Source organism: uncultured Sphaerotilus sp. (assembly GCF_963924895.1).
Classification (GTDB): Bacteria; Pseudomonadota; Gammaproteobacteria; order Burkholderiales; family Burkholderiaceae_C; genus Sphaerotilus.
The window spans coordinates 71983-91591 of record NZ_CAWURG010000026.1; the positions used below are offsets into that span (position 1 = coordinate 71983).

Genomic DNA, 19609 nt, shown 5'->3' on the forward strand with positions numbered 1-19609 from the left:
GCGTTCAGGCCAGCACGTCCGCCACCCAGCGGGCGAGGTCGCCATCGGGCTTCTCGAAACCGTGGATGGCGTTGTAGTGGTGGGCGCCGGGCACGGGCGCGAGCACGGCGGTGTTGCCCGCCGCCTGCCACGCATCGTGGAAGACCTGCGACTGGCGCGCGAACTCGGATGGCTCGGCTCCGCCCCAGGTGACGCGGATCGGCGTGGTGCAGGGCCGCACGCTGAACGCGGGCGAGTTGCGGCGGATGATGCCGTCGTCGAGCTGGATCTGTGGCTGCAGGTAGCTGTGGCGCAGCGGCGCCAGGTCGTACAGGCCACTGACCAGCAACGCCCCCTTGAACGGGTTGGCGGGCAGTCCGTAGTCCTCGGTCCAGCGGGTCTGCAGGGCCATCGCCGTCAGATGTCCGCCGGCCGAGTGGCCGCCGATCGCCACCCGGTTCGGATCACCGCCATGTGCGCGGATGTGGCGCAGCACCCAGGCCAGCGCGGTGCGCGTCTGTCGCACGATCTCGTCGATCGTCACGGTGGGGCACAGCGCATAGTTGATCACCACGGTGGTGACGCCCAGCGGCTGCAGACCCAGCGCCACGCCGCCGAAGTCCTTCGACGACAGCGCGCGCCAGTAGCCGCCGTGGATGAAGACAAACACCGGCGCATCCGGCTGGTCGGCCGGATAGATGTCGAGCGTCTCGGCGAGCGTCGGGCCGTAACGGACGTCCTGCACATCGCGCAGCGTGGCGCGGGCGCGGCTGGCCTGGCGGACGTAGTGCGCCAGCTCCGCGGCCGGGTCCGGCACCTGCAGCGAGGCGTTGTACTGGGCGTCGATCTGCGCCTGGTCGGTGAAATCGCGGTAGAGCGGCATCGGAGTTCCTCGGGATCAGATGCGCAGTATCGCCACGTTCGGGCGTCCTGGAAGAGACCGGAAGGGGGGCATGAAGGGTTTGTACTTACCCTCGCGCCCAGAGTCCCGCTGCGTTCTCGTCCAGATGCGGCTGCACGCCCGGAAGAAGAGACTGGAGCCAGGCTTTCACCCAGCAAAGCCCCAACAAGGTCCCAACAAAGGAGTCCGGCCATGAAGCTCACCCGTCCTGACAACTTGACGCCACAGATCATCCAGACCTGGACAGTGCGCGCGGCTGGCACGGCTGGCACCGTCGTCGCACTGGCCGCAGGCAGCGGGCTGGTCTGGTCGGCCGTGTCCACCGGCATCGGTCTGGGTGCCCTGGCGCTGCTGGCCGGCGTGGGCTTCGCGGCCATCCAGGCCGTGCCGCTGGGCGTGCAGATGCTGGAAAACCGTGTGCTGGGGCTGCACAAGCGCGAGGCCCGCCGCAATCCGATCGAGCAATTGCAGACTGACTGCCTGCGGCGCGAGGAGCGGCTGCAGGGATTCCGGCAGGCACTGGTGGGCATTGGCGCGCAGATCAGGTCGTTGCAGCAAATGATCGACGCCCGCCGCCGTGTCGATGCGACCCAGAATCTCGCCACGCAGGAACACGCCGTGCAGCGCATGCAGGCGTTCTACGAGGCCAATTGCACCCGCCTGGAAGAGGCACACGCCGCGCTCAGCGCCTTTCGCGAGCAGGTGCAGCAGAAGGTCTTCGAGTGGGAATTTGCGCAGGCAGGCCAGGTCGTGATGGCCGCGTTGCACCCCAGCGCCACCGAGGATCTGCTGCAGGGCCTGTTGACCGACGAAGCGCTGCGCGCGGTGCAGACCCGTTTCAACACCGTGTTTGCCGAACTGGATGTGGAGATGCGCTCGGTACGCGCTCCCGCCACCAGCCGGAGCCGCGAACGCCCGCTGCCACCGCTGGAAGTGCTCATCAGCGCAGGTACCCCGTCCTCGACAAGGAGCTGGTCATGAAATTCTGGCTCTGGCTGCGCTGGACCGCCTCCGTGCTGTTTCTGGCCATCGTGATCGGTCTGTGGTGGTTCAGCCCTGACCTGCCCGCCACGGGCAACCCGGAAGCCGGCCGCCCAGCCCCGGAGATCGTCCGGTGAAAAGTGGATCGTGAATCCGAATCCTGTATCTGGAATCTGGAATCTGGAGAAAACCCATGCGTACCTGCACTGCCACCAAGACCGCCCTCCTTGCCCTGTTGAGTGCCGCCTGCACGTTCGTCGGTGCCCAGGCCACAGGCTCGGCCGAAGCCAGCACCGCCACCAACCCGGGCGCCGCCTGCGAGCTGCGCATCGGCAGCGGGCCAGCCGGCAAGCTCTACGAATTGATGGTGCGCGACATCCAGGCGGTCTGCGGCGCCGAGATCCGCGTGTGCGCGGTGCCCAGCGTCGGCGGGTTGCCGAACCTGATGATGCTGTCGGCCAGCCAGGTGGAACTGGGGCTGGTCCAGCTCGACACGCTGCAGCAAATGGCCAAGGGGGGCGATGAGCACATTGCCGCGCTGCAGGCTGTCATGCCGCTGCACACCAACCTGCTGCACATCCTGACGCTGCGCGGGGGGTCACGCTGGCCATCGGACAAGCTGTCCGTCTTCAGTCAAAAGAAGGTGCTGCGCAAGTTCTCCGAACTGAAGGGGGCCAAGGTGGCGGTGGTCGGCTCCACGCAGCTGCTCGGCCAGACGCTCAACAAGGCCCTGAACCACGGCATGGAGCTGGTGATCGCCGAGTCGGACGACAAGGCCGTCGAGCTGCTGAACGCCAACCAGGTGCAGGCCATCTTCACCGATGGCGGCTGGCCACTGCCATCCATCAGCCGCCACACGCCCACCAGCGGCTTGATGCTGGCCGAGTTCGATGTGCCCATCCAGCCGCCCTTCGTGGCGGTCAAACGCAGCTACCAGAACCTCGATGCCTACAACCTCACGTTCATGGGCTCGCCCAACCTGCTGGTGACGCGGCCGTTCAAGCCCAGCGGCCAGATCGGGCGCCAGGTGGCCCGGCTGCAGAGTTGCCTGGCCCGCCAGCTGGACACCCTGCAGGAGGGCCGCTTTCAGGCGGGCTGGAAGGACATCCACGACACGAAGGCGACCCTGGGCGTGACGCGCTTCGGCGGATGAGGCGAGGACGGGCGCGGGGGCGGGCTTCTCAGGTGGCGGCCCGTTCCCGCTTCTTCAGCTCCACCAGGTTGAGGATCTCCACCTCGATGGGGGTGAGCGCCAGACGCTCGATGATCTGGTCCACCCCCACGGCCAGCCGGTGCAGATCGACCGCCTTGGGCACGGCGGGGCGGTAGTGCCAGTCCGGCCAGCGGTTCATGGTCAGCTCGATGCATTCGTTCTGCAGCCGGTCGCCGCTGATGTTGAGCTTGCCGATGATGCTGCTGCGGTGCGTGTCCACCGTGCCGGGGGCCATGTTGCCGAGCATGCGTCCGATCTCGCTGCTTTTTAGCCCGTAGGCCACCAGATGGCTGACCTGCAGCTCGCGGGGCGAGAGGCGCGGCTTGTGCTTGAGCGCGGACAGCGCCTTCCACAATTCGACTGGAAAATAGGCCGCCCCGCCATGCATGGACTCGATGGCCGCCGGGTAGTCCTCCAGCCGCATCTTCGGGACAAAGCCGGCCGCCCCAGCCTCGAACACCCGCACCAGCACATCGCTGTCGCTGAAGAACGAAGTCACCATGACCGGCAAATCCGGATGGGTGGACTTCAGTTGTGTCACCAGATCGAGGCCCGCGAACTTGGAATACGCTTTGGCCTGCGCGTTCTTGTACATCTTGAGATCGGTGATCACGATGTCCGGCGCGTGCTTTTCGATCAGCGGCAGGACGTCATCCGGGTACTCGGCCTCGGCCACGAAGACGAACCGAGGGTAGTCGGCCATGACCGCCCGGAGGCCCTCGCGGATGATGCGCTCGTCATCGACCAGCACGATGCGGATCGGGCGTGCATCGAGCGTGTCAGCCATGGTGCGGATCGGGCGTGCATCGAGCGTGTCAGCCATGGGTACCCCGTTGCGCCGCATCATCGGGATTGACCACACCCTGGGAGCAGAACCGGCCGCCCGCCAGCACGGACTCGATGGCCAAGCCCACATCGTCGATGGGTGCGCTTTTCAGGATGTAGCCACGCGCACCGGCACGCATGGCATCGCGCACGTATTCGGGGCTGTCGTGGAAGGTCCAGACGATCAGGCCGAGTGCCGGATACCGCTGGGCCAGCGTGCGGATCAACGCGACCCCCGGCATCCCATTCGGCATCAAGCCAGTGAGCACGATCTGTGGCCGCTCAAGCTCGACGAGAGCCAGCGCCTCGGCCGCACTCCCGCAGTCGCCGACCACCGTGCAGCGGTCAGCCAGCACCACGTCCAGCAACTCTCGCTGGGCAGCACGGGAGTTGTGGGGGTCAACAATCAGCACGCGGGTGAGGCCATCGGTCGTCATGCGTTCTCCTTTTCCACCAGTGCCGCCGCCGAAAACTGGATCGTGATCTCTGTGCCGCATTCTCCAGGCACCTGACTGGAGGCCATCACCAAACGGCCGCCTTGCTCCTTGATGCGCTGATGCATGTTGGTCAATCCCAGCCCGCGATCAGACTGCCGCTCGTACATTGAAATTGAAAATCCCACCCCATCGTCGCGCAGCCGCAGGTTCAGACCGTCGGACAGCGACACGGACATCACGAGCGAGACTTCGCGCGCCTGGGCGTGCTTCTCGATGTTGCGCAAGGCCTCCTCCACCACACGGAACGTGGCTTCTGCCAGCGCCATCGGCAACGCTATGCCCATCCCTTCCACGCTGACCTGCGTGGCCAAGCCACTGCGCTCGCTCAACTCCCGGACGGCTTCCTGCAGCGCGCTCGGCAGGCCGTCGGGCTGGTTCAGCAGGATCGGGCGGAGCTTGTGCGAGGTGTCGCGCACCTGGTTGATGGCCGCATCCAGCCGTTGGCTGATCTCCGGCAACATCTCGCTGGCCCGATCCTTCCGCGCGATGGCGGTCAGCAGCTTGCATTTCACGGTGTACAGCGAACTCATCGTTTCATCGTGCAAGATCATGGCGATCTCCTGCCGCTGTGTTTCCCGGGCCGTTTCGAGCTTGCCCAGCAGCGCCTGAATCCGGTGGCTGGCTTCCATCTGCTTGTGGACGTTCAGATAGGCCAACCCCGCGAAGACCCCCCCGACGGCCAGCAGCGCAATGATCCAGACCTTGCGCAAGGTGTCGCTGATGGCGGTCTGCGCGGTGCCACGGATCTGGTCGGAGGTCTTTTGCAGCGGTTTCAGGTACAGGCCCGTGCCGACCATCCATCCAAGCTCCGGGATCACCGTGACATACCCCAGCTTCTGCTCGACCAGACCCGTGGACGGACGTATCCAGTCGTACTGGACGAAGCCGCCATTCTTGGGGTTTCTGGCCTCGGCCAGCAGCATCTCGATGACCGGACCCAACTTGGGATAGGCCGCGGTGGTGATCGACTTGCCCTCCAGTTCAGGCAAACGGGGATGGACCACACTGCGGCCATCCAGCGTGTAGATGAAGATGTACGCGTCCTCACCGGCGTCCATGCGGCGCACGAGATCACGGGCGGCCGTCGCCGTCGCATCCCTGGGGTTGCTCGCCACCACATGCTGCACGGACTTGACGGTGATCTCCACGAAATGTTTCAGCTCGTCCCTCAGCGCATCCATCCAGATGGCCTCGGTCTTGACCACCTGGGTTTCCACCAGCGCATGAGACGCGTCATCCATCACCCAGCGCATGGCCGCCACCGCCACCATCAGCGGCACCAGCGCAGTGATCAGCACCAGCAGGCTGAACTCCCACGGTGTGCGCGGCAATGCAATTTGCAAGATTGGAAAATTCTTGCGCTTGTTGTTGCGCTTGTCGTCATTTTCGTTCTGAACCATCTCCAGCACTCCTCCATGCTCCCTGCCTACTGTGGGCCTGACTCAGTCAGCGCTATGCCCGTGCCGACTCCACGCCACGGTTCGCCAGCGCATCCGCCCGCTCATTGCCCGGATCGCCCGCGTGGCCCTTGACCCAGCGCCACTCGATCTTGTGCAACTGCGACAGCGCGTCCATGCGCTGCCAGAGTTCGACGTTCTTCACCGGCTGCTTGGCGGCGGTCTTCCAGCCGCGCGACTTCCAGCCGTGGATCCAGGTGGTGATGCCGTTCTTGACGTACTCGCTGTCGGTGTAGAGCACGATGTCGCAGGTGCGCTTCAGGCTGGCCAGCGCCTCGATCACCGCAGTCATCTCCATGCGGTTGTTGGTCGTGTTGGCCTCGCCGCCGAAGAGTTCCTTGTCGTGGTCGCCGCTCTGGAGCCAGGCGCCCCAGCCGCCGATGCCCGGATTGCCCTTGCAGGCTCCATCGGTGTAGATGACCACCTTGGGTCGGGTCACGGCGAGCGCCGGCTTGGTGGCCGCGGCGGCGGCGGGGGAAACGGTGTCTTCGGTCATGCAAGTGCGGTGATTCAGTCGGTCGAGTTCCGGGAGGGGCCGGCGGTGGGGTGTGGCTGGCGCTGGGCGACGACAGCGGGCGCGGCGCCGGTGCGGCGCTTGCGTTTCCATTCCGGGCCGAGCAGGCGCATCGCGCGCACCCGCTTGACGGCCACCAGCATGTAGACCGAGCCGAACACCGGCCACCAGCGCTCGCCCGCGTGGTCCCACCAGGCGCTGCGGTCCAGCCACCCTTGCGAGGCAAAGGGCGGACGATAGCACCCGAACTGCCCCGATTCGATCTCGAAGCCGAGCAGGCGCAGCCAGTCCCGCAGGCGCCGCGGGCCAATGAATTCGCCGGTTTCGGACATCACCGGACTGGTCATGCCGACGCGCCGCCCGATGGTGTCGAACTGGTGGCAAAGCCCCCAGAGACTCGTCGGATTGAACCCGACGATCACCACCCGGCCTTCCGGCATCAACACGCGCTCGACTTCGCGCAGGGTGTGGTGGGCGTCCGCCGTCATCTCCAGCGTGTGGGGCAGCACGACCAGATCGAGGCTGTTGCTGGGGAACGGCAGTGCGTCGTAGTCGGTGAGCACGCTGACTGGCAAGGCGCCATCCCCTCCGTGCAGACCGGTATCGGCATCCTCCAGGAGTGCCGGGGTGAAGAGGAGATCGGCGTCGATCTGCCCGTCGTTGAGCATCCAGCGGTGGCTGATGCGGCTGGCGCGCAAGGCCTGCACCATCGGCCATCCCACCTGGACCGCGTGGTACCCGAAGATGTCCGCCACCACCCGGTCAAGCTGTCGCTGCTCCCAGGCCAGGAGATATCGGCCAGCCGGTGCCTGCAGCCAGGGGGCCATCTCTATAATCAGGGAATCCTGCGCCATGAATCTGCTATCTCTACCCGCCTTTGACGACAACTACATCTGGATGATCCACAACGGCCGCGAGGCGGTGGTGGTTGATCCGGGTGACGCGACGCCGGTCATTGCCGCACTGGACCGGGCCGACTTGCAGCTTGCGGGCATTCTAGTGACCCACAAGCATCCCGATCATGTCGGTGGTTTGCGGACGCTGCTCGCCCATCCGCGGGCGCAGGCGGCGCAGGTCTGGGGGCCGGGCAACGAGCCGATACCGGTCCCCGTGATTCCCGTCCATGACGGTGACCGCATCGCCCTGCCGAGCCTCGGACTGGACATCGAAGTGATGGCCGTCCCGGGGCACACGCTCGGACATCTGGCGTTTTTCACCGGATCGATCCTGTTCTGTGGCGATACGCTGTTCTCTGGCGGCTGTGGCCGCCTGTTCGAAGGCACGCCGGCGCAGATGTCTGCGTCATTGGGCCGCTTTGCCGCACTGCCCGCAGAGACGCGGGTCTGCTGTGCCCACGAATACACCTTGGCCAATCTGCGTTTCGCGCGCGCAGTCGAGCCGCACAGCCTCGCCCTGGCGGCGTACGAGGCCAAGTGCCAGTCCCTGCGTGACCGCGGTCTCCCTACCCTGCCTTCGACGATCGGGCAGGAACGGCAGATCAACCCCTATTTGCGTTGCGACCAGCCTGACGTGATCGCCTGTGCGGTCGCCCGAGGCGCCGAGGGCCGGGATCCGGTGTCGGTGCTCGCGACGATACGACTTTGGAAAGACCAGTTTCGATGACCCGTTATGCCCGCATCAAGGCCCTGAGCGCCCGAGCCATCCGCCCGACCCATTTCGCCCTTTCCGCGCTGATGCTCGCCCTGACCGGCTGTGCCTCGATCCCGGACAGCAGCAACGAAGTCAAGCCGCCGCCGATGGTCACGACCGTCGGTTCGAAGGAACAGCCGCAGGCGATCATCCACCCGGAAGGTCCGCTCTCCCCGGTGCCGGGCATCGAGCCGATGGTGGCGCGCTCGACGCTGCCGGCCGCTGCACCGTCCGTCGTCGAAGATCCGCGCAACGCCGTCGGCCCGATGGAAGACCCGCTGAGCGGTCAGGCCATGGTCCTCAACGACGCCAACGCCCGCAAGGACCTGTGGGGCCGCGTGCGGGCTGGTTTCGGGATGCCGACGCTCGAGGGTGATCTGGTCCGCGAGCATGAAGTCTGGTACTCCAGCCGACCTGACTACGTCAAGCGCATGACCGAGCGTGGCTCGCGCTACCTGTTCCATGTCGTCGAGGAACTTGAGCGCCGCAAGATGCCGACCGAACTGGCGCTGCTGCCCTTCATCGAGAGTGCCTTCAATCCGCAGGCCATGTCTTCGGCCCGGGCGTCCGGCATGTGGCAGTTCATGCCGATGACCGGCAAGGACTATGACCTCAAGCAGAACATGTTCCGCGACGACCGGCGCGATGTGCTGGCCTCGACCCGTGCAGCGCTGGACTATCTTGGCCGCCTGAACAAGATGTTCGACGGCAACTGGCAGCTCTCGCTGGCCGCCTACAACTGGGGCGAAGGCAATGTGAAACGCGCCATCGAGCGCAACCGCCGCGCTGGCCTCCCGACCGACTACGAAAGCCTGAACATGCCCGCGGAGACGCGGCATTACGTGCCCAAGTTCCAGGCGGTCAAGAACATCGTGACGGCGCCGCAGAACTTCAACCTGAGTCTGCCCGCGCTCGAAAACCACCCGTACTTCGTCAGTGTGCCGATCCGGCGTGACATCGACGTGAGCGTGGCGGCACGTCTGGCGGGCATGACGCTGGAAGAGTTCAAGATGCTCAACCCGCAGATGAACAAGCCGGTGATCCTGGCAGCCGGCACGCCGCAGGTGCTGCTGCCCTACGACAACGCCGACGGTTTCATTCACCGTCTGAGCGAGTTTCGCGGACCGCTGGCCACCTGGACCGCCTGGGTTGTGCCCAAGACCATGCGCAGTGCCGAAGCCGCGCGCCTGACCGGCATGAGCGAGGACTCGTTGCGCGAGATGAACCGCATCCCGCCCAAGATGCTGGTCAAGGCCGGCTCCACGCTGCTGGTGCAACGCAGCGAGCAGCGCGTGCAGGACGTGCCGGAACACGTGGCGGACAACGCCCACATGGCGCTGGCGCCGGATGTGCCGCCGCTGCGCAAGGTGGCCATCAAGGCACGCAAGGGCGACACCGTGCTCGCGCTGGCCAAGCGTTACCGCGTGACCGCCACGCAGATCGCGAACTGGAACCACATCGACGACGAAACGCGCTTCCGCAAGGCGCAGTCGCTCGTGATCTGGCAGCCGGTCAAGGAAGCCGGTGCCTCGCGGCGTGAAATGGCCTCGGCCGACAAGGCCGACCGCAAGCTGTCCCGCCGGGAACTGGCGCTGGCCGCCCGCGAAGAGCGCCTGAATGCCGGCAAGTCGGGCGGCAAAGCCGACAAGGCGGCCGCCCGTCTGGCGGGCAAGGCTGCCAAGCGCGAGTTGGCTGCTGTGACGCCGCGCAACCGCACGGCAGCGGTCAAGGGCACCAAGATCAGCCCGACGCGCCTGGCCCGCAAGTAAGCGCCGGGCCGTTGCCGCCCCGGATCGCCGTGTTCAGCGGCGGTCCGAAAAGGCGTAGGCGATGGTGCCGAGGTCGACGAATTCGAGTTCGCTGCCGATCGGTACACCCCGCGCCAGCCGGGTGACCTTGACGCCGCGGGGCCGCAGCGCCTCACCGATGACGTGGGCGGTGACCTCGCCCTCGGCGGTGAAGCTGGTCGCGATGATCAACTCCTGCACCACCCCGTCGCCCACCCGCTCCATCAGCTCCGGCAGCCCGATGTCATGGGCGCCGACGCCGTCGAGCGGGCTCAACTTGCCCATCAGCACGAAGTACAGGCCCTTGTAGCTGCCCGTACGCTCGATCGCGGCCTGGTCGGCGGGCGTTTCCACGACGCACAGCGTGTGCTCGTCGCGCATCGGATCGAGGCAGGTGAGGCACACCGGCTGCTCGGTGAAGGTGTGGCAGCGCTCGCAATGGCGGATGCTGTGGACGGCGTGGTCCAGTGCATAGGACAACTGCATCGCTGCATCGCGGTCGTGCTGCAGCAGGTGGTAAGCCATCCGCTGCGCCGACTTGACGCCCACGCCGGGCAGGCGGCGCAGGGCCTCGACCAGCGTGGCCAGTGCGTCCGGCGCACTCACGCGCGGCCCCGCCCTGGAACCAACGCCAGCCGCATCAGAACGGGAACTTCATGCCGCCCGGCAGCGGCATTCCGGCCGTCAGCTTGCCCATCTTGTCGGCGCTGAGCGCTTCGGCGCGGCGGATGCCGTCGTTGAACGCAGCGGCGACCAGGTCTTCGAGCATGTCCTTGTCATCGGCCAGCAGGCTGGGGTCGATGGTGACGCGCTTGACGTCGTGCTTGCACGTCATCACGACCTTGACCAGACCGGCGCCGGACTGGCCTTCGACCTCGATCAGACCGAGTTCGTCCTGGGCCTTCTTCAGGTTGTCCTGCATGGCCTGGGCCTGTTTCATCAGGCCGGCGAGCTGTCCTTTGAGCATGGGGTGTCCTTTCTGGGAGCGGTCTTGCGGAGAGAAAAATCGGAGGATGCGGCCGAGGTTCAGGCGACCGGGCGGATCGAGCCGGGCACGATCCGCGCGCCCTGGTAACGCGCGAGCAGGTCGATCACCATCGGATCTTGCGTGATGGCCGCTTCGGCGTCGTTCTGGGCTTGCAGGCGGCGGGCGGCGTCGCGGCGGGCGGCGCTGTCGGTCACTGCGCCGGCCACGACCTCCAGCACGGTCTCTTCGCCCAGCCACTCGGCGAGCGCCGCCTGCAGGCGGTCCCGGTGTCCGGGCTGGCGCAGCGATTCGCGCTCGACCCGCAGGACGAAGCGCCGGGGCGTCGCCTGTTCGTCGATCGCCAGGCACTGGGCCTGCCACGCCAGTTCGCGCACGAGGCCGTTCATGCCGCCGCGGCCTGCCAGTTCGGTGAACAGCGCGGACCAGCGGGTCACGAGGGGATCGTCCAGCGAGTCCTGCGAGTCCTGCGAGGTGACGGACGGCTCCGGCTCGGTGATGGGAGCCGGAGCGGCAGCAACGACGCGGATGGACGGCGCAACGACCGATGTGCTCGGCGCGGGATCGCCCTCCATCGGAATGTCGTCCCAGTCGGCGGGCGGGCCTTCTTCCCAGGGCGCGACCGTGCGCGGCTTGCTGGCCTGTGCGGCCGGTGCTGGAATCGGCGCTGGGGCCGGACGTTCGGGCGCCACCGCAACCCGCGCGCTCGCCACGACCGGCCGCAGCAGTTCGCGCGACGACACCACGGCGGGCGCCAGTTTCACTGCAACGGGAGCGGGTGGGGCAGGCCGAGGTGCAACCACTGGAGCCACCGGAGCCGCCACCGACGGTGCGGCGACAACGGTTGCACCCTGCGGCCGGAAGGCCAGCAGGCGCAGCAGCACCATCATCAGCCCGCTGTATTCGTCCGGCGCCAGCGCGAGTTCGGCCCGGCCGTGCAGCGCGATGCTGTACAGCACCTGCGTTTCGTCCGGCGCCAGCAGCGGCGCGAGCGCGCGCACGGCGGGGGTATCCGGGTCGGTCGGATCGGCGGCGTCCGGCACGGCCTGCACCAGCGCCATCTGCTGGGCAAAGGTCGCCAGTTCTTCCAGCGTGCCCGCGGCCGACAGGCCCAGGCCACGCAGTTCATCGACCGTGCGCACCAGCGCCGCGCCGTCACTGGCGGCCAGCGCCTCGACGATGCGCACCACGTGGCCACGGTCCACGGCGCCCAGCATCTGCCGCACGCCCGCTTCATCCAGCGTTCCGCCCCCGAAGGCGATCGCCTGATCGGCCAGCGACAGCGCGTCCCGCATCGAGCCACGGGCGGCGCGCGACAGCAGCCGCAGCGCACCGACCTCGGCCGGCACGGATTCGGCCTGCAGCACCTGTTCGAGATGCGCCTGCACCGTCTGCGGCGCCATCGGCCGCAGGTTGAACTGCAGGCAGCGGCTCAGCACGGTGACCGGCACCTTCTGCGGATCGGTCGTCGCAAGCACGAATTTCAGGTACTCGGGCGGCTCCTCCAGCGTCTTGAGCATCGCGTTGAACGCGGTCATCGTCAGCATGTGGACTTCGTCGATCATGTAGACCTTGAAGCGCCCCACCACCGGCTTGTAGACCGACTGGTCCAGCAACTGGCTGATCTCGTCCACGCCGCGGTTCGAAGCGGCGTCGAGTTCCACGTAATCGACGTAGCGGCCCGCATCGATGTCGCGGCAGGCGTTGCAGACGCCACAGGGCTGGGCGGTGATGCCGCCGGTGCCGTCCGGGCCGACGCAGTTCAGGCTCTTGGCGAGGATGCGCGAGACGGTGGTCTTGCCGACGCCGCGGGTCCCCGTGAAGAGGTAGGCATGGTGCAGGCGCTGGCGCGTGAGCGCGTTGCTCAGGGCCTGCACGACGTGCTCCTGGCCCACCATTTCGGTGAAGCTGCGGGGCCGGTACTTGCGGGCGAGGACGATATACGACATGGGGGCGGATTGTAGGCGGGCCGGGCTGGTCGATAATCCGGCCCCATGAATCAATCTGCCCCGCCCTCCGACCACTCCACCGACCAGACCGGCACCCTCAGCTACGAGCAGGCCGGCGTCAACTACGACCTGATCGACCCGCTGAAGGTCACGGCCCAGCGTGCTGCCGCGTCCACCGCCGTCCATCTGGCGAGCCATGGCTTCACCGAAGTCGCGGCCTCGCGCGGCGAATCGGCCTACGTGGTCGATGTCGGCCCGTTCTACCTGGCGTCCATCGTCGAGTGCCTGGGCACCAAGACGCTGGTGGCCGACGAGATGGCCACCCTCACCGGCAAGAGCTACTACGACGGCATCGCGCAGGACACGATCGCCATGGCGATCAACGACCTGATCACCGTCGGCGCCACGCCGCTGGTGGTGCAGGCCTACTGGGCCGCGGGTGGCTCGGACTGGTTCGGCGACAACCAGCGCGCGCAAGCCCTGGTCGCTGGCTGGAAACGCGCTTGCGAGGTCTGCAGCGTGGCCTGGGGTGGGGGTGAAACGCCGGCGCTGGCGGGCATCGTCGAAGCCGGCCGCATCGACCTGGCTGCGTCCTGCACCGGCCTGATCAACCCGAAGGAACGCCTGTCAGTCGGCGACAAACTTGGCGCGGGCGACGCGATCATCCTGCTGGCCTCCAGCGGCATCCACGCCAACGGCCTGAGCCTGGCGCGCAAGCTGGTCGAGCGCCTGCCGAACGGCTACCTGACGGAAATCTCCCCGGGTGTCACCTACGGCGAGGCGCTGCTGGCCCCGACCGTGCTGTATTCGCCGGTCACCGAGGCGCTGTGGAAGGCCGGCATCACGCCGCACTACTGCGCCAACATCACCGGCCACGGCTGGCGCAAGCTGCTGCGCCACCCGAGCGAGCTGACCTACCGCATCCACACGGTGCCGCCGGTCACGCCGGTGCTGAAGTTCATCCAGGAACAAGCCAGGCAGGACGACCGCGAGGCCTACTCGACGCTGAACATGGGCGCCGGTTTCGCGATCTTCGTCAAGGCCGAGGACGCCGAGCGCACGGTGGAGATCGCCCGCGCCCAGGGCATCGCGGCCTGGAACGCTGGCGTGGTCGAGGCGGGCCCGAAGCAGGTGCTGATCGAGCCGCTGGACATCTCGTTCAGCAACGACGACCTGCAACTGCGCTGACCTTCCCCCGGGTCTACGCATGATCGACTGGCTCCCGGACAACGACGACGGACGGGCGCCGTTTCCGCCGACCAGCCGGGCGCTCGGGCCGGAGACCGACGCGCCGGGCCTGCTCTGTGCGGGCGGCCAACTCAGCCTGCCGCGGCTGGAACAGGCTTACCGGCGCGGCATCTTTCCGTGGTACAGCCCCGGTGAGCCGATCCTCTGGTGGAGCACGGCCCCGCGCATGGTGCTGCAGACGGCGCAGTTCAGGCTGCACCGCTCGCTGAAGAAGGTGCTGCGGCGCTTCGTGGCGACACCCGGTTGCGAGGTGCGCATCGACAGCGCCTTCGCGCAGGTGATCGGCCACTGCGCCGGTGTGGCCCGCGAAGGCCAGAACGGCACCTGGATCGTCCCTGAACTGCAGCAGGCGTACCACCGGTGGCACGCCGCGGGTGGGGTCCACTCCTTCGAGACCTGGATCGACGGGCGGCTGGTCGGCGGCCTCTACGGTGTCTGCATCGGGCGGATGTTCTACGGCGAATCGATGTTCGCGCTGCAGACCGATGCCTCGAAGATCGCCTTGTCTGCGCTGGTGGCCTTCTGCCGCGCCGAGGGCGTCGCGTGGATCGACTGCCAGCAGCAGACCCGACATCTGGCCTCGCTGGGCGCGGCGCCGGTCGAGCGCGCCGCCTTCGAGACCCACATCGCCCGCGCAACCGCCCTGCCCCCGCCTCCGCGCTGGACCTATGATGTGGCGCTGTGGCGGCAGTTGCCGCTCGACTCCGATCCACTGACCGGTGAACCCGCGTGACGCACCCCCAGGATCTCCCGCTAGCGGAACTCCAGTTCTATGCCACGGCGCCCTATGCCTGCAGCTATCTGGACGGGCGCATGGCCAGATCGCAGGTCGCCACCCCCTCGCACCTGATCAACGCGGACACCTATTCGGAGCTGGTCTCGGCCGGATTCCGGCGCAGCGGGCTGTTCACCTACCGGCCCTACTGCGACGGCTGCCAGGCCTGCCAGCCGCTGCGCGTGTGCGTCGGCGAATTCAAGCGCAACCGCAGCCAGCGCCGGGCCTGGCGTGACCACCAGGCGCTGCAAGTCAGCGTGACCCGCCTGCGCTTCGTGCCGGAGCACTACGCGCTGTACCTGAAGTACCAGACGGTTCGCCACAGCGGCGGCGGCATGGACCAGGACTCGGTGGACCAGTACACCCAGTTCCTGCTGCAAAGCCGGGTGAACTCGCGGCTGGTGGAGTTCCGGGAACCTGCGCAGGCGGACGGCACGCCCGGCGCGCTCAAGATGGTGTCGATCCTGGACGTGCTCAACGACGGCCTCTCGGCGGTCTACACCTTCTACGAGCCCGAGGACGAGGCCAGTTTCGGCACCTTCAACGTCCTGTGGCAGATCGAGCAGGCCCGCGCGCTGAACCTGCCGTTTGTCTACCTGGGCTACTGGATCGAGAACAGCCGCAAGATGGTCTACAAGGAACAGTACCGGCCGAACGAGGTTCTGACCGCGGGAACGTGGCATCGCCACGGTTGACACCGGTTTGACTCGACAGCGGCCTACACTGGCTGCATGAGCGAATCAATGCTGTGGTGGATCGCCGCTGGATTTGTGGTCGGTGCCGAGTTGCTGACCGGCACGGTCTACCTGCTGCTGCTGTCGATCGGCATGGCGGCTGCGGGCCTGACCGCGCAGCTGGGCGCCCCGCTCCCCAGCCAGATGCTGGTGTGTGCCGTGGTGGGCGGTGTGGCGATGGCGCTGCTGTGGTGGTGGCGGCTGCGGACCGCCCGCGGTCGGCCGGCCGCCGAGTTCGATCTGGACATCGGGCACCACGTCAAGGTCACCCGCTGGCAGCAGGATGGCCTGACCACCGTGCATTACCGCGGCGCGCCCTGGCAGGCGCGCTGGCAGGGCGACGGACTGCCTCCCGGTCCCGGTGAATGCGCCATCGTTGCTGTCGATGGCGCCCGCCTGGTGCTTGGCCCCATCCCCTCCACCCAAGCGCCCTGAGCGCCTCGAAAGACCCCCATGGACATGTTTGCGCTGGTTGTGCTGGTCGTGGCGATCCTCTTCGTCTCCCGAGCGCTCAAGGTCGTGCCCCAGCAGAACGCCTGGGTGATCGAGCGGCTCGGCAAGTTCCACGGCACCCTCTTGCCTGGGCTGAACTTCCTGATTCCCTTCGTCGACCGCGTGGCCTACCGCCATTCGCTGAAGGAAATCCCGCTCGATGTGCCCAGCCAGGTCTGCATCACGCGCGACAACACGCAGCTCAAGGTCGACGGCATCCTCTACTTCCAGGTCACCGATCCGATGCGCGCCAGCTACGGCTCGTCCGACTACGTGAGCGCCATCACCCAGCTCTCGCAGACGACGCTGCGCTCGGTGATCGGCAAGATGGAGCTGGACCGGACCTTCGAGGAGCGCGAGATCATCAACGCGTCGGTGGTCGCCTCGCTCGACGAGGCGGCGCTGAACTGGGGCGTCAAGGTGCTGCGCTACGAGATCAAGGACCTGACGCCGCCCAACGAGATCCTGCACGCCATGCAGCAGCAGATCACCGCCGAGCGCGAGAAGCGCGGGCTGATCGCCGCCTCCGAAGGCCGCAAGCAGGAGCAGATCAACATCGCGGTGGGCCAGCGCGAGTCCTTCATCGCCCGGTCCGAGGGCGAGAAGCAGGCCGAGATCAACAAGGCCAACGGCGCAGCCGCGGCGATCACCCTGGTGGCCGACGCCACCGCGGACGCCATCCGCAAGATCGCCAGCGCCATCCAGCAACCCGGCGGCGCCGAGGCCGTGCAGTTGAAGGTGGCGGAAAAGGCGGTGGAGGCCTACGCGCAGCTGGCGCAGAAGAACAACACGATGATCGTGCCCGGCAACATGAGCGAGGTCGCCGGGCTCATCGGCACCGCGATGGCGCTGATGCGCAAGCCGCCTGCGGGCGGCAAGGACAACGATCAGTCGTCGTCCTGAGCATCCAGTCCGGGAAACAGCACGTCGGTGAACCCGAAGCGGCTGAAGTCCCGGATGCGCATCGGGTAGAGCGTGCCGATCAGGTGGTCGCACTCGTGCTGGACCACCCGCGCATGGAAGCCGGTGACCTCCCGCTCGATGCGCTCGCCAGTCTGGTCCCAGCCGCTGTAGCGGATGCGGGACCAGCGGGGCACCACACCGCGCAGGCCGGGCACGGACAGGCAACCTTCCCAGCCGTCCTCCTCCTCGTCTGACAGCGCCGTGACCGTCGGGTTGATCAATACCGTGCGTGGCACTGGGGGCGCATCCGGATAGCGCTGGTTCTGTCCAAAACCGAAGATGACGACCGCGAGGTCGACGCCGATCTGAGGCGCCGCCAGACCAGCGCCATTCACGGCGTGCATGGTGTCGAAGAGATCGGCCACCAGCGCGTGCAGCTCGGGGGTGTCGAACGCCTCGACACGGTGGGCGACCCGCAGCAGGCGCGGATCTCCCATTTTCAGGATGTCTCGTACGGGCATGTTTCGTCGTCGATCAGGGGGATGCACGCACGATACCTCAGTCGGGAACGGCGATCGACAAACGAGGCGGTACCGGCTTGATGTGAGAATATTGGCGTTTTGTGGCCGCTTCCGGCCCTGGAGTTGCTTCGTTGATCCACCGCTGGATACACCGCCGCGCCGTTCTGGCGTGGCTGCTGCTGCCTTGGCTGGCCTTGCTGCTGATCGCGCTCGGCCTGATCGCCATTGATCTGACGCTGGGCGACAGCGTCGCGACGCAGGACTGGGCGCAGCGTGTCTACAGCGAATGGCTGTGGCAAGGCTTTGCCGATCTGCCCCTGCTGATGGCCGGCCTGTATGCCTGTGGCAGCGTGGCATGGGCGCTGGGGGTCCTGATGGGTGGCCGATCAGCCAGACGGGCCTCGCTGGTGCTCGGGCTGCTCTGCGGCGCTGGGGGGCTGATGCTCGGCGGGCTGGTCGGATTGAGCTGGCACCGTCCAGCCTCGCTGGTGCTGGGCGGTGTGGCGCTGCTCATTGGCGGGCTGTACGCCGCGCTCACGCACCGGCCCCGTCTGCGGGTGCAGCGCCGCCAGACCTGGACACCCGTGTCACCGCCTGCACCGGCGCCCGCTCCGATTGCGCCCGCGAGACCCCCTGTCGCCCCGCCAGTTCCGACCCTGATGCCCCATGAACCACCGACCACGCAGCCCGTCGAATACTGAGCCACGCAGACGCCGCGCTGCCGGCCGAACCGGTCTGGTCGTGGTGCTCGCTTGCGCGCTCGCGGGCGGGCTGGGATCGGCCGCCGGCGCCACGCACGCCTGGCTGGTGGCGGGCGAGCCAGATGCCCGGAGTCCGGACAACCGCAGCGCAGCGACCACCCTCTGGCTGGCGGAGACCTTGCGCGGCCTGCCCGGTGGTTCAAGCACCCAGACTTTCACCGCCGATCCGACGCCGGAGGTGATCGAAACCCGACCCGGAGGAAAGGCGACCGACGGCCAAGCGGCGCTGCAGCCACTGGCGCGCGTGTTTGGCCAGCAAGCCTTCAACGCCGTGTCCGGGCGACGCTTCCGGATCGGCAGCACGCTGGCCGGCGCGCGGGCGGACACGCTGTCGGCCGCGCTGGACAAGGACTTCGCGACCCTGGGCACCGCCGACCGGGGACTGTTGGTCTATACCGGCCCGGGGCTGTCCGACGCCGCCGATTCCGCGGGCAACACGCTGCGCCTGTGGGACAACACGGGCCTCTCGGTGCGGGAACTGGACGCCCTCGCCAGCCATGTGCCGGCGAACACCCCGATGCGTTTCGTCCTGTCCCAGTGCCATTCCAGCGGATTCCAGCGCCTCATCCGGCCGAGCGCCCGGGACCTGCGCAGCCTGGGCCGCCACAACCGCTGCGCCTTCACCGCCGAGCCGGTGGACCATCTGGGCACGGGCCAACGCTGCCCGGCCGGTGGCGCGGACCCGGGCAGCGGCGACTACACCACGCAGCTGTTCTCGGCACTCACCGGCCGCACCCGGACCGGAAGCCCCTTGCTACGCTCGGCGGATCTGGACGGCAACCGCGTCGTGAGCCTGCACGAGGCCCACCTCTACGCGGTGATCGAAGGCGACAGTGCCGAGCTGCCCCGCGCATCGACCGAAACCTACCTCGAACGCTGGCAGCCGGTGTGGCTGCGTTATGTCGACACCGTCACCGAGCCAGACAACGAATACGGCCGTGTCTCCATGGCGCTGGCGGAACGCCTTCGGCTCCCGCTGCGGGGGCGTGCGCTGGTCGATGCGCTGGAAACCCGCCAGAAGGAGATGACCGGCCGGCTGCACCGCCTGGTCGAGGAATCCCAGCGGGTGGGCGCCGAAATTGACCGCCTGCAGGCCACGCTGCGCCGCGCACTGACCCAGCGCTGGCCCGCCGCCGCCCATCCGCACACGGCGGCCTATGCCCAGTTCCTCGCCAATGACGTGGGGGTTGCGCAGAATTTTCTGCTGGGCCAGACCGCGACCTACCCCGTGCTGGTGGCGAAACAGGATCGCCTGGTCCGCATCGCACAGGAACAGCAGACACTGGACCGCAGCCTGACGCAACTGGACAAGCTGATGCGGCTGCGGCAGCTGGCGCGGCTGCAAGCCCAGTTCGACCGGCACGCGAGCGCGCAGGCGCAGCAGGAATACGCCCGGCTCACACGCTGCGAACGCCTGCCACTCTGAACGGGACGGTC

The 19609-nt window shown here is 67.4% G+C and carries 22 protein-coding genes; 12 read left to right on the plus strand and 10 right to left on the minus strand.

Annotated features, from left to right (window positions below; all coding sequences use genetic code 11):
- Positions 1-4: 4 nt before the first annotated feature.
- On the minus strand, positions 5-862 hold the full coding sequence (locus AABN02_RS11005) for an alpha/beta hydrolase (RefSeq protein ID WP_338414977.1): 858 nt from the start codon (positions 860-862) through the stop codon (positions 5-7).
- 210 nt (positions 863-1072) lie between these two features.
- Here AABN02_RS11005 and AABN02_RS11010 point away from each other — a divergent pair, with 210 nt between their 5' ends.
- From AABN02_RS11010 to AABN02_RS11020, 3 genes are read left to right on the plus strand one after another with little or no spacing between them, the layout of a single operon-like run.
- On the plus strand, positions 1073-1861 hold the full coding sequence (locus tag AABN02_RS11010; protein WP_338414978.1) for a hypothetical protein: 789 nt from the start codon (positions 1073-1075) through the stop codon (positions 1859-1861).
- Positions 1858-1998 (plus strand): hypothetical protein, encoded by a 141-nt coding sequence (locus AABN02_RS11015; protein WP_338414979.1) that lies wholly within the window; start codon positions 1858-1860, stop codon positions 1996-1998. Before AABN02_RS11010 ends, AABN02_RS11015 begins: the two co-directional genes overlap by 4 nt.
- Before the next feature lie 56 nt (positions 1999-2054).
- On the plus strand, positions 2055-3014 hold the full coding sequence (locus tag AABN02_RS11020) for a hypothetical protein (RefSeq protein ID WP_338414980.1): 960 nt from the start codon (positions 2055-2057) through the stop codon (positions 3012-3014).
- A 28-nt stretch (positions 3015-3042) separates the two neighbouring features.
- Here AABN02_RS11020 and AABN02_RS11025 read toward each other — a convergent pair whose 3' ends face one another.
- From AABN02_RS11025 to AABN02_RS11045, 5 genes are read right to left on the minus strand one after another with little or no spacing between them, the layout of a single operon-like run.
- Positions 3043-3897 carry a response regulator transcription factor gene (locus tag AABN02_RS11025; RefSeq protein ID WP_338414981.1) on the minus strand — a complete coding sequence of 285 codons (855 nt, stop codon included), beginning with the start codon at positions 3895-3897 and terminating at the stop codon, positions 3043-3045.
- Positions 3890-4336 carry a response regulator transcription factor gene (locus tag AABN02_RS11030; RefSeq protein WP_338414982.1) on the minus strand — a complete coding sequence of 149 codons (447 nt, stop codon included), beginning with the start codon at positions 4334-4336 and terminating at the stop codon, positions 3890-3892. The genes AABN02_RS11025 and AABN02_RS11030 overlap by 8 nt, the downstream gene beginning before the upstream one ends.
- Positions 4333-5796: a cache domain-containing protein gene (locus tag AABN02_RS11035; protein WP_338414983.1), complete on the minus strand. Its 1464-nt coding sequence runs from the start codon at positions 5794-5796 to the stop codon at positions 4333-4335. The genes AABN02_RS11030 and AABN02_RS11035 overlap by 4 nt, the downstream gene beginning before the upstream one ends.
- A gap of 52 nt (positions 5797-5848) precedes the next feature.
- Positions 5849-6349 carry a ribonuclease HI gene (gene rnhA, locus AABN02_RS11040; protein ID WP_338414984.1) on the minus strand — a complete coding sequence of 167 codons (501 nt, stop codon included), beginning with the start codon at positions 6347-6349 and terminating at the stop codon, positions 5849-5851.
- Positions 6350-6363: 14 nt separating this feature from the next.
- On the minus strand, positions 6364-7221 hold the full coding sequence (locus AABN02_RS11045; protein WP_338414985.1) for a methyltransferase domain-containing protein: 858 nt from the start codon (positions 7219-7221) through the stop codon (positions 6364-6366).
- Between AABN02_RS11045 and gloB the strand changes: the two genes are divergently transcribed.
- Together gloB and AABN02_RS11055 are read left to right on the plus strand one after the other, a co-directional pair.
- On the plus strand, positions 7220-7990 hold the full coding sequence (gloB, locus tag AABN02_RS11050; protein WP_338414986.1) for a hydroxyacylglutathione hydrolase: 771 nt from the start codon (positions 7220-7222) through the stop codon (positions 7988-7990). The two genes, AABN02_RS11045 and gloB, sit on opposite strands and share 2 nt — an antisense overlap.
- Positions 7987-9786, plus strand: coding sequence for a transglycosylase SLT domain-containing protein (locus AABN02_RS11055; protein ID WP_338414987.1), 1800 nt, complete (start codon positions 7987-7989; stop codon positions 9784-9786). The genes gloB and AABN02_RS11055 overlap by 4 nt, the downstream gene beginning before the upstream one ends.
- Positions 9787-9819: 33 nt before the next feature.
- On the opposite strand, the gene recR is transcribed toward AABN02_RS11055, so the two are convergent.
- Genes recR through dnaX form a run of 3 tightly spaced genes read right to left on the minus strand, consistent with a single transcriptional unit; the run spans position 9820 to position 12738 of the window.
- Entirely contained in the window at positions 9820-10410 is a 591-nt protein-coding gene (recR, locus tag AABN02_RS11060) for a recombination mediator RecR (protein ID WP_338414988.1), read from the minus strand.
- Positions 10411-10444: 34 nt separating this feature from the next.
- Positions 10445-10771 carry a YbaB/EbfC family nucleoid-associated protein gene (locus AABN02_RS11065; protein ID WP_338414989.1) on the minus strand — a complete coding sequence of 109 codons (327 nt, stop codon included), beginning with the start codon at positions 10769-10771 and terminating at the stop codon, positions 10445-10447.
- A 59-nt stretch (positions 10772-10830) separates the two neighbouring features.
- On the minus strand, positions 10831-12738 hold the full coding sequence (gene dnaX, locus AABN02_RS11070) for a DNA polymerase III subunit gamma/tau (RefSeq protein WP_338414990.1): 1908 nt from the start codon (positions 12736-12738) through the stop codon (positions 10831-10833).
- A gap of 45 nt (positions 12739-12783) precedes the next feature.
- On the opposite strand from dnaX, the gene AABN02_RS11075 reads away from it, so the two are divergent.
- Genes AABN02_RS11075 through AABN02_RS11095 form a run of 5 tightly spaced genes read left to right on the plus strand, consistent with a single transcriptional unit; the run spans position 12784 to position 16890 of the window.
- Positions 12784-13926 carry an AIR synthase-related protein gene (locus AABN02_RS11075; protein ID WP_338414991.1) on the plus strand — a complete coding sequence of 381 codons (1143 nt, stop codon included), beginning with the start codon at positions 12784-12786 and terminating at the stop codon, positions 13924-13926.
- 19 nt (positions 13927-13945) lie between these two features.
- Entirely contained in the window at positions 13946-14719 is a 774-nt protein-coding gene (gene aat / locus AABN02_RS11080; protein ID WP_338414992.1) for a leucyl/phenylalanyl-tRNA--protein transferase, read from the plus strand.
- Positions 14716-15456 carry an arginyltransferase gene (locus AABN02_RS11085; protein ID WP_338414993.1) on the plus strand — a complete coding sequence of 247 codons (741 nt, stop codon included), beginning with the start codon at positions 14716-14718 and terminating at the stop codon, positions 15454-15456. The genes aat and AABN02_RS11085 overlap by 4 nt, the downstream gene beginning before the upstream one ends.
- A 36-nt stretch (positions 15457-15492) precedes the next feature.
- Positions 15493-15930 (plus strand): NfeD family protein, encoded by a 438-nt coding sequence (locus AABN02_RS11090; protein WP_338414994.1) that lies wholly within the window; start codon positions 15493-15495, stop codon positions 15928-15930.
- An 18-nt stretch (positions 15931-15948) separates the two neighbouring features.
- The gene (locus AABN02_RS11095) at positions 15949-16890 is read left to right on the plus strand and encodes an SPFH domain-containing protein (RefSeq protein WP_338414995.1); all 942 of its coding nucleotides are present in this window, start codon (positions 15949-15951) and stop codon (positions 16888-16890) included.
- Here the strand turns inward: AABN02_RS11095 and def are convergent.
- On the minus strand, positions 16875-17411 hold the full coding sequence (gene def, locus AABN02_RS11100) for a peptide deformylase (protein ID WP_338414996.1): 537 nt from the start codon (positions 17409-17411) through the stop codon (positions 16875-16877). The two genes, AABN02_RS11095 and def, sit on opposite strands and share 16 nt — an antisense overlap.
- A 131-nt stretch (positions 17412-17542) precedes the next feature.
- On the opposite strand from def, the gene AABN02_RS11105 reads away from it, so the two are divergent.
- On the plus strand, positions 17543-18112 hold the full coding sequence (locus AABN02_RS11105) for a hypothetical protein (RefSeq protein WP_338414997.1): 570 nt from the start codon (positions 17543-17545) through the stop codon (positions 18110-18112).
- A gap of 40 nt (positions 18113-18152) precedes the next feature.
- Positions 18153-19598: a hypothetical protein gene (locus AABN02_RS11110; RefSeq protein ID WP_338414998.1), complete on the plus strand. Its 1446-nt coding sequence runs from the start codon at positions 18153-18155 to the stop codon at positions 19596-19598.
- Positions 19599-19609 lie beyond the last annotated feature (11 nt).

Coding starts and splice junctions, on each gene's coding strand:
- AABN02_RS11005 (WP_338414977.1), bottom strand. CDS start 862: ATGCCGCTCTACCGCGATTTCACCGACCAGGCGCAGATCGACGCCCAG.
- AABN02_RS11010 (WP_338414978.1), top strand. CDS start 1,073: ATGAAGCTCACCCGTCCTGACAACTTGACGCCACAGATCATCCAGACC.
- AABN02_RS11015 (WP_338414979.1), top strand. CDS start 1,858: ATGAAATTCTGGCTCTGGCTGCGCTGGACCGCCTCCGTGCTGTTTCTG.
- AABN02_RS11020 (WP_338414980.1), top strand. CDS start 2,055: ATGCGTACCTGCACTGCCACCAAGACCGCCCTCCTTGCCCTGTTGAGT.
- AABN02_RS11025 (WP_338414981.1), bottom strand. CDS start 3,897: ATGGCTGACACGCTCGATGCACGCCCGATCCGCACCATGGCTGACACG.
- AABN02_RS11030 (WP_338414982.1), bottom strand. CDS start 4,336: ATGACGACCGATGGCCTCACCCGCGTGCTGATTGTTGACCCCCACAAC.
- AABN02_RS11035 (WP_338414983.1), bottom strand. CDS start 5,796: ATGGTTCAGAACGAAAATGACGACAAGCGCAACAACAAGCGCAAGAAT.
- rnhA (WP_338414984.1), bottom strand. CDS start 6,349: ATGACCGAAGACACCGTTTCCCCCGCCGCCGCCGCGGCCACCAAGCCG.
- gloB (WP_338414986.1), top strand. CDS start 7,220: ATGAATCTGCTATCTCTACCCGCCTTTGACGACAACTACATCTGGATG.
- AABN02_RS11045 (WP_338414985.1), bottom strand. CDS start 7,221: ATGGCGCAGGATTCCCTGATTATAGAGATGGCCCCCTGGCTGCAGGCA.
- AABN02_RS11055 (WP_338414987.1), top strand. CDS start 7,987: ATGACCCGTTATGCCCGCATCAAGGCCCTGAGCGCCCGAGCCATCCGC.
- AABN02_RS11065 (WP_338414989.1), bottom strand. CDS start 10,771: ATGCTCAAAGGACAGCTCGCCGGCCTGATGAAACAGGCCCAGGCCATG.
- dnaX (WP_338414990.1), bottom strand. CDS start 12,738: ATGTCGTATATCGTCCTCGCCCGCAAGTACCGGCCCCGCAGCTTCACC.
- AABN02_RS11075 (WP_338414991.1), top strand. CDS start 12,784: ATGAATCAATCTGCCCCGCCCTCCGACCACTCCACCGACCAGACCGGC.
- aat (WP_338414992.1), top strand. CDS start 13,946: ATGATCGACTGGCTCCCGGACAACGACGACGGACGGGCGCCGTTTCCG.
- AABN02_RS11090 (WP_338414994.1), top strand. CDS start 15,493: ATGAGCGAATCAATGCTGTGGTGGATCGCCGCTGGATTTGTGGTCGGT.
- AABN02_RS11095 (WP_338414995.1), top strand. CDS start 15,949: ATGGACATGTTTGCGCTGGTTGTGCTGGTCGTGGCGATCCTCTTCGTC.
- def (WP_338414996.1), bottom strand. CDS start 17,411: ATGCCCGTACGAGACATCCTGAAAATGGGAGATCCGCGCCTGCTGCGG.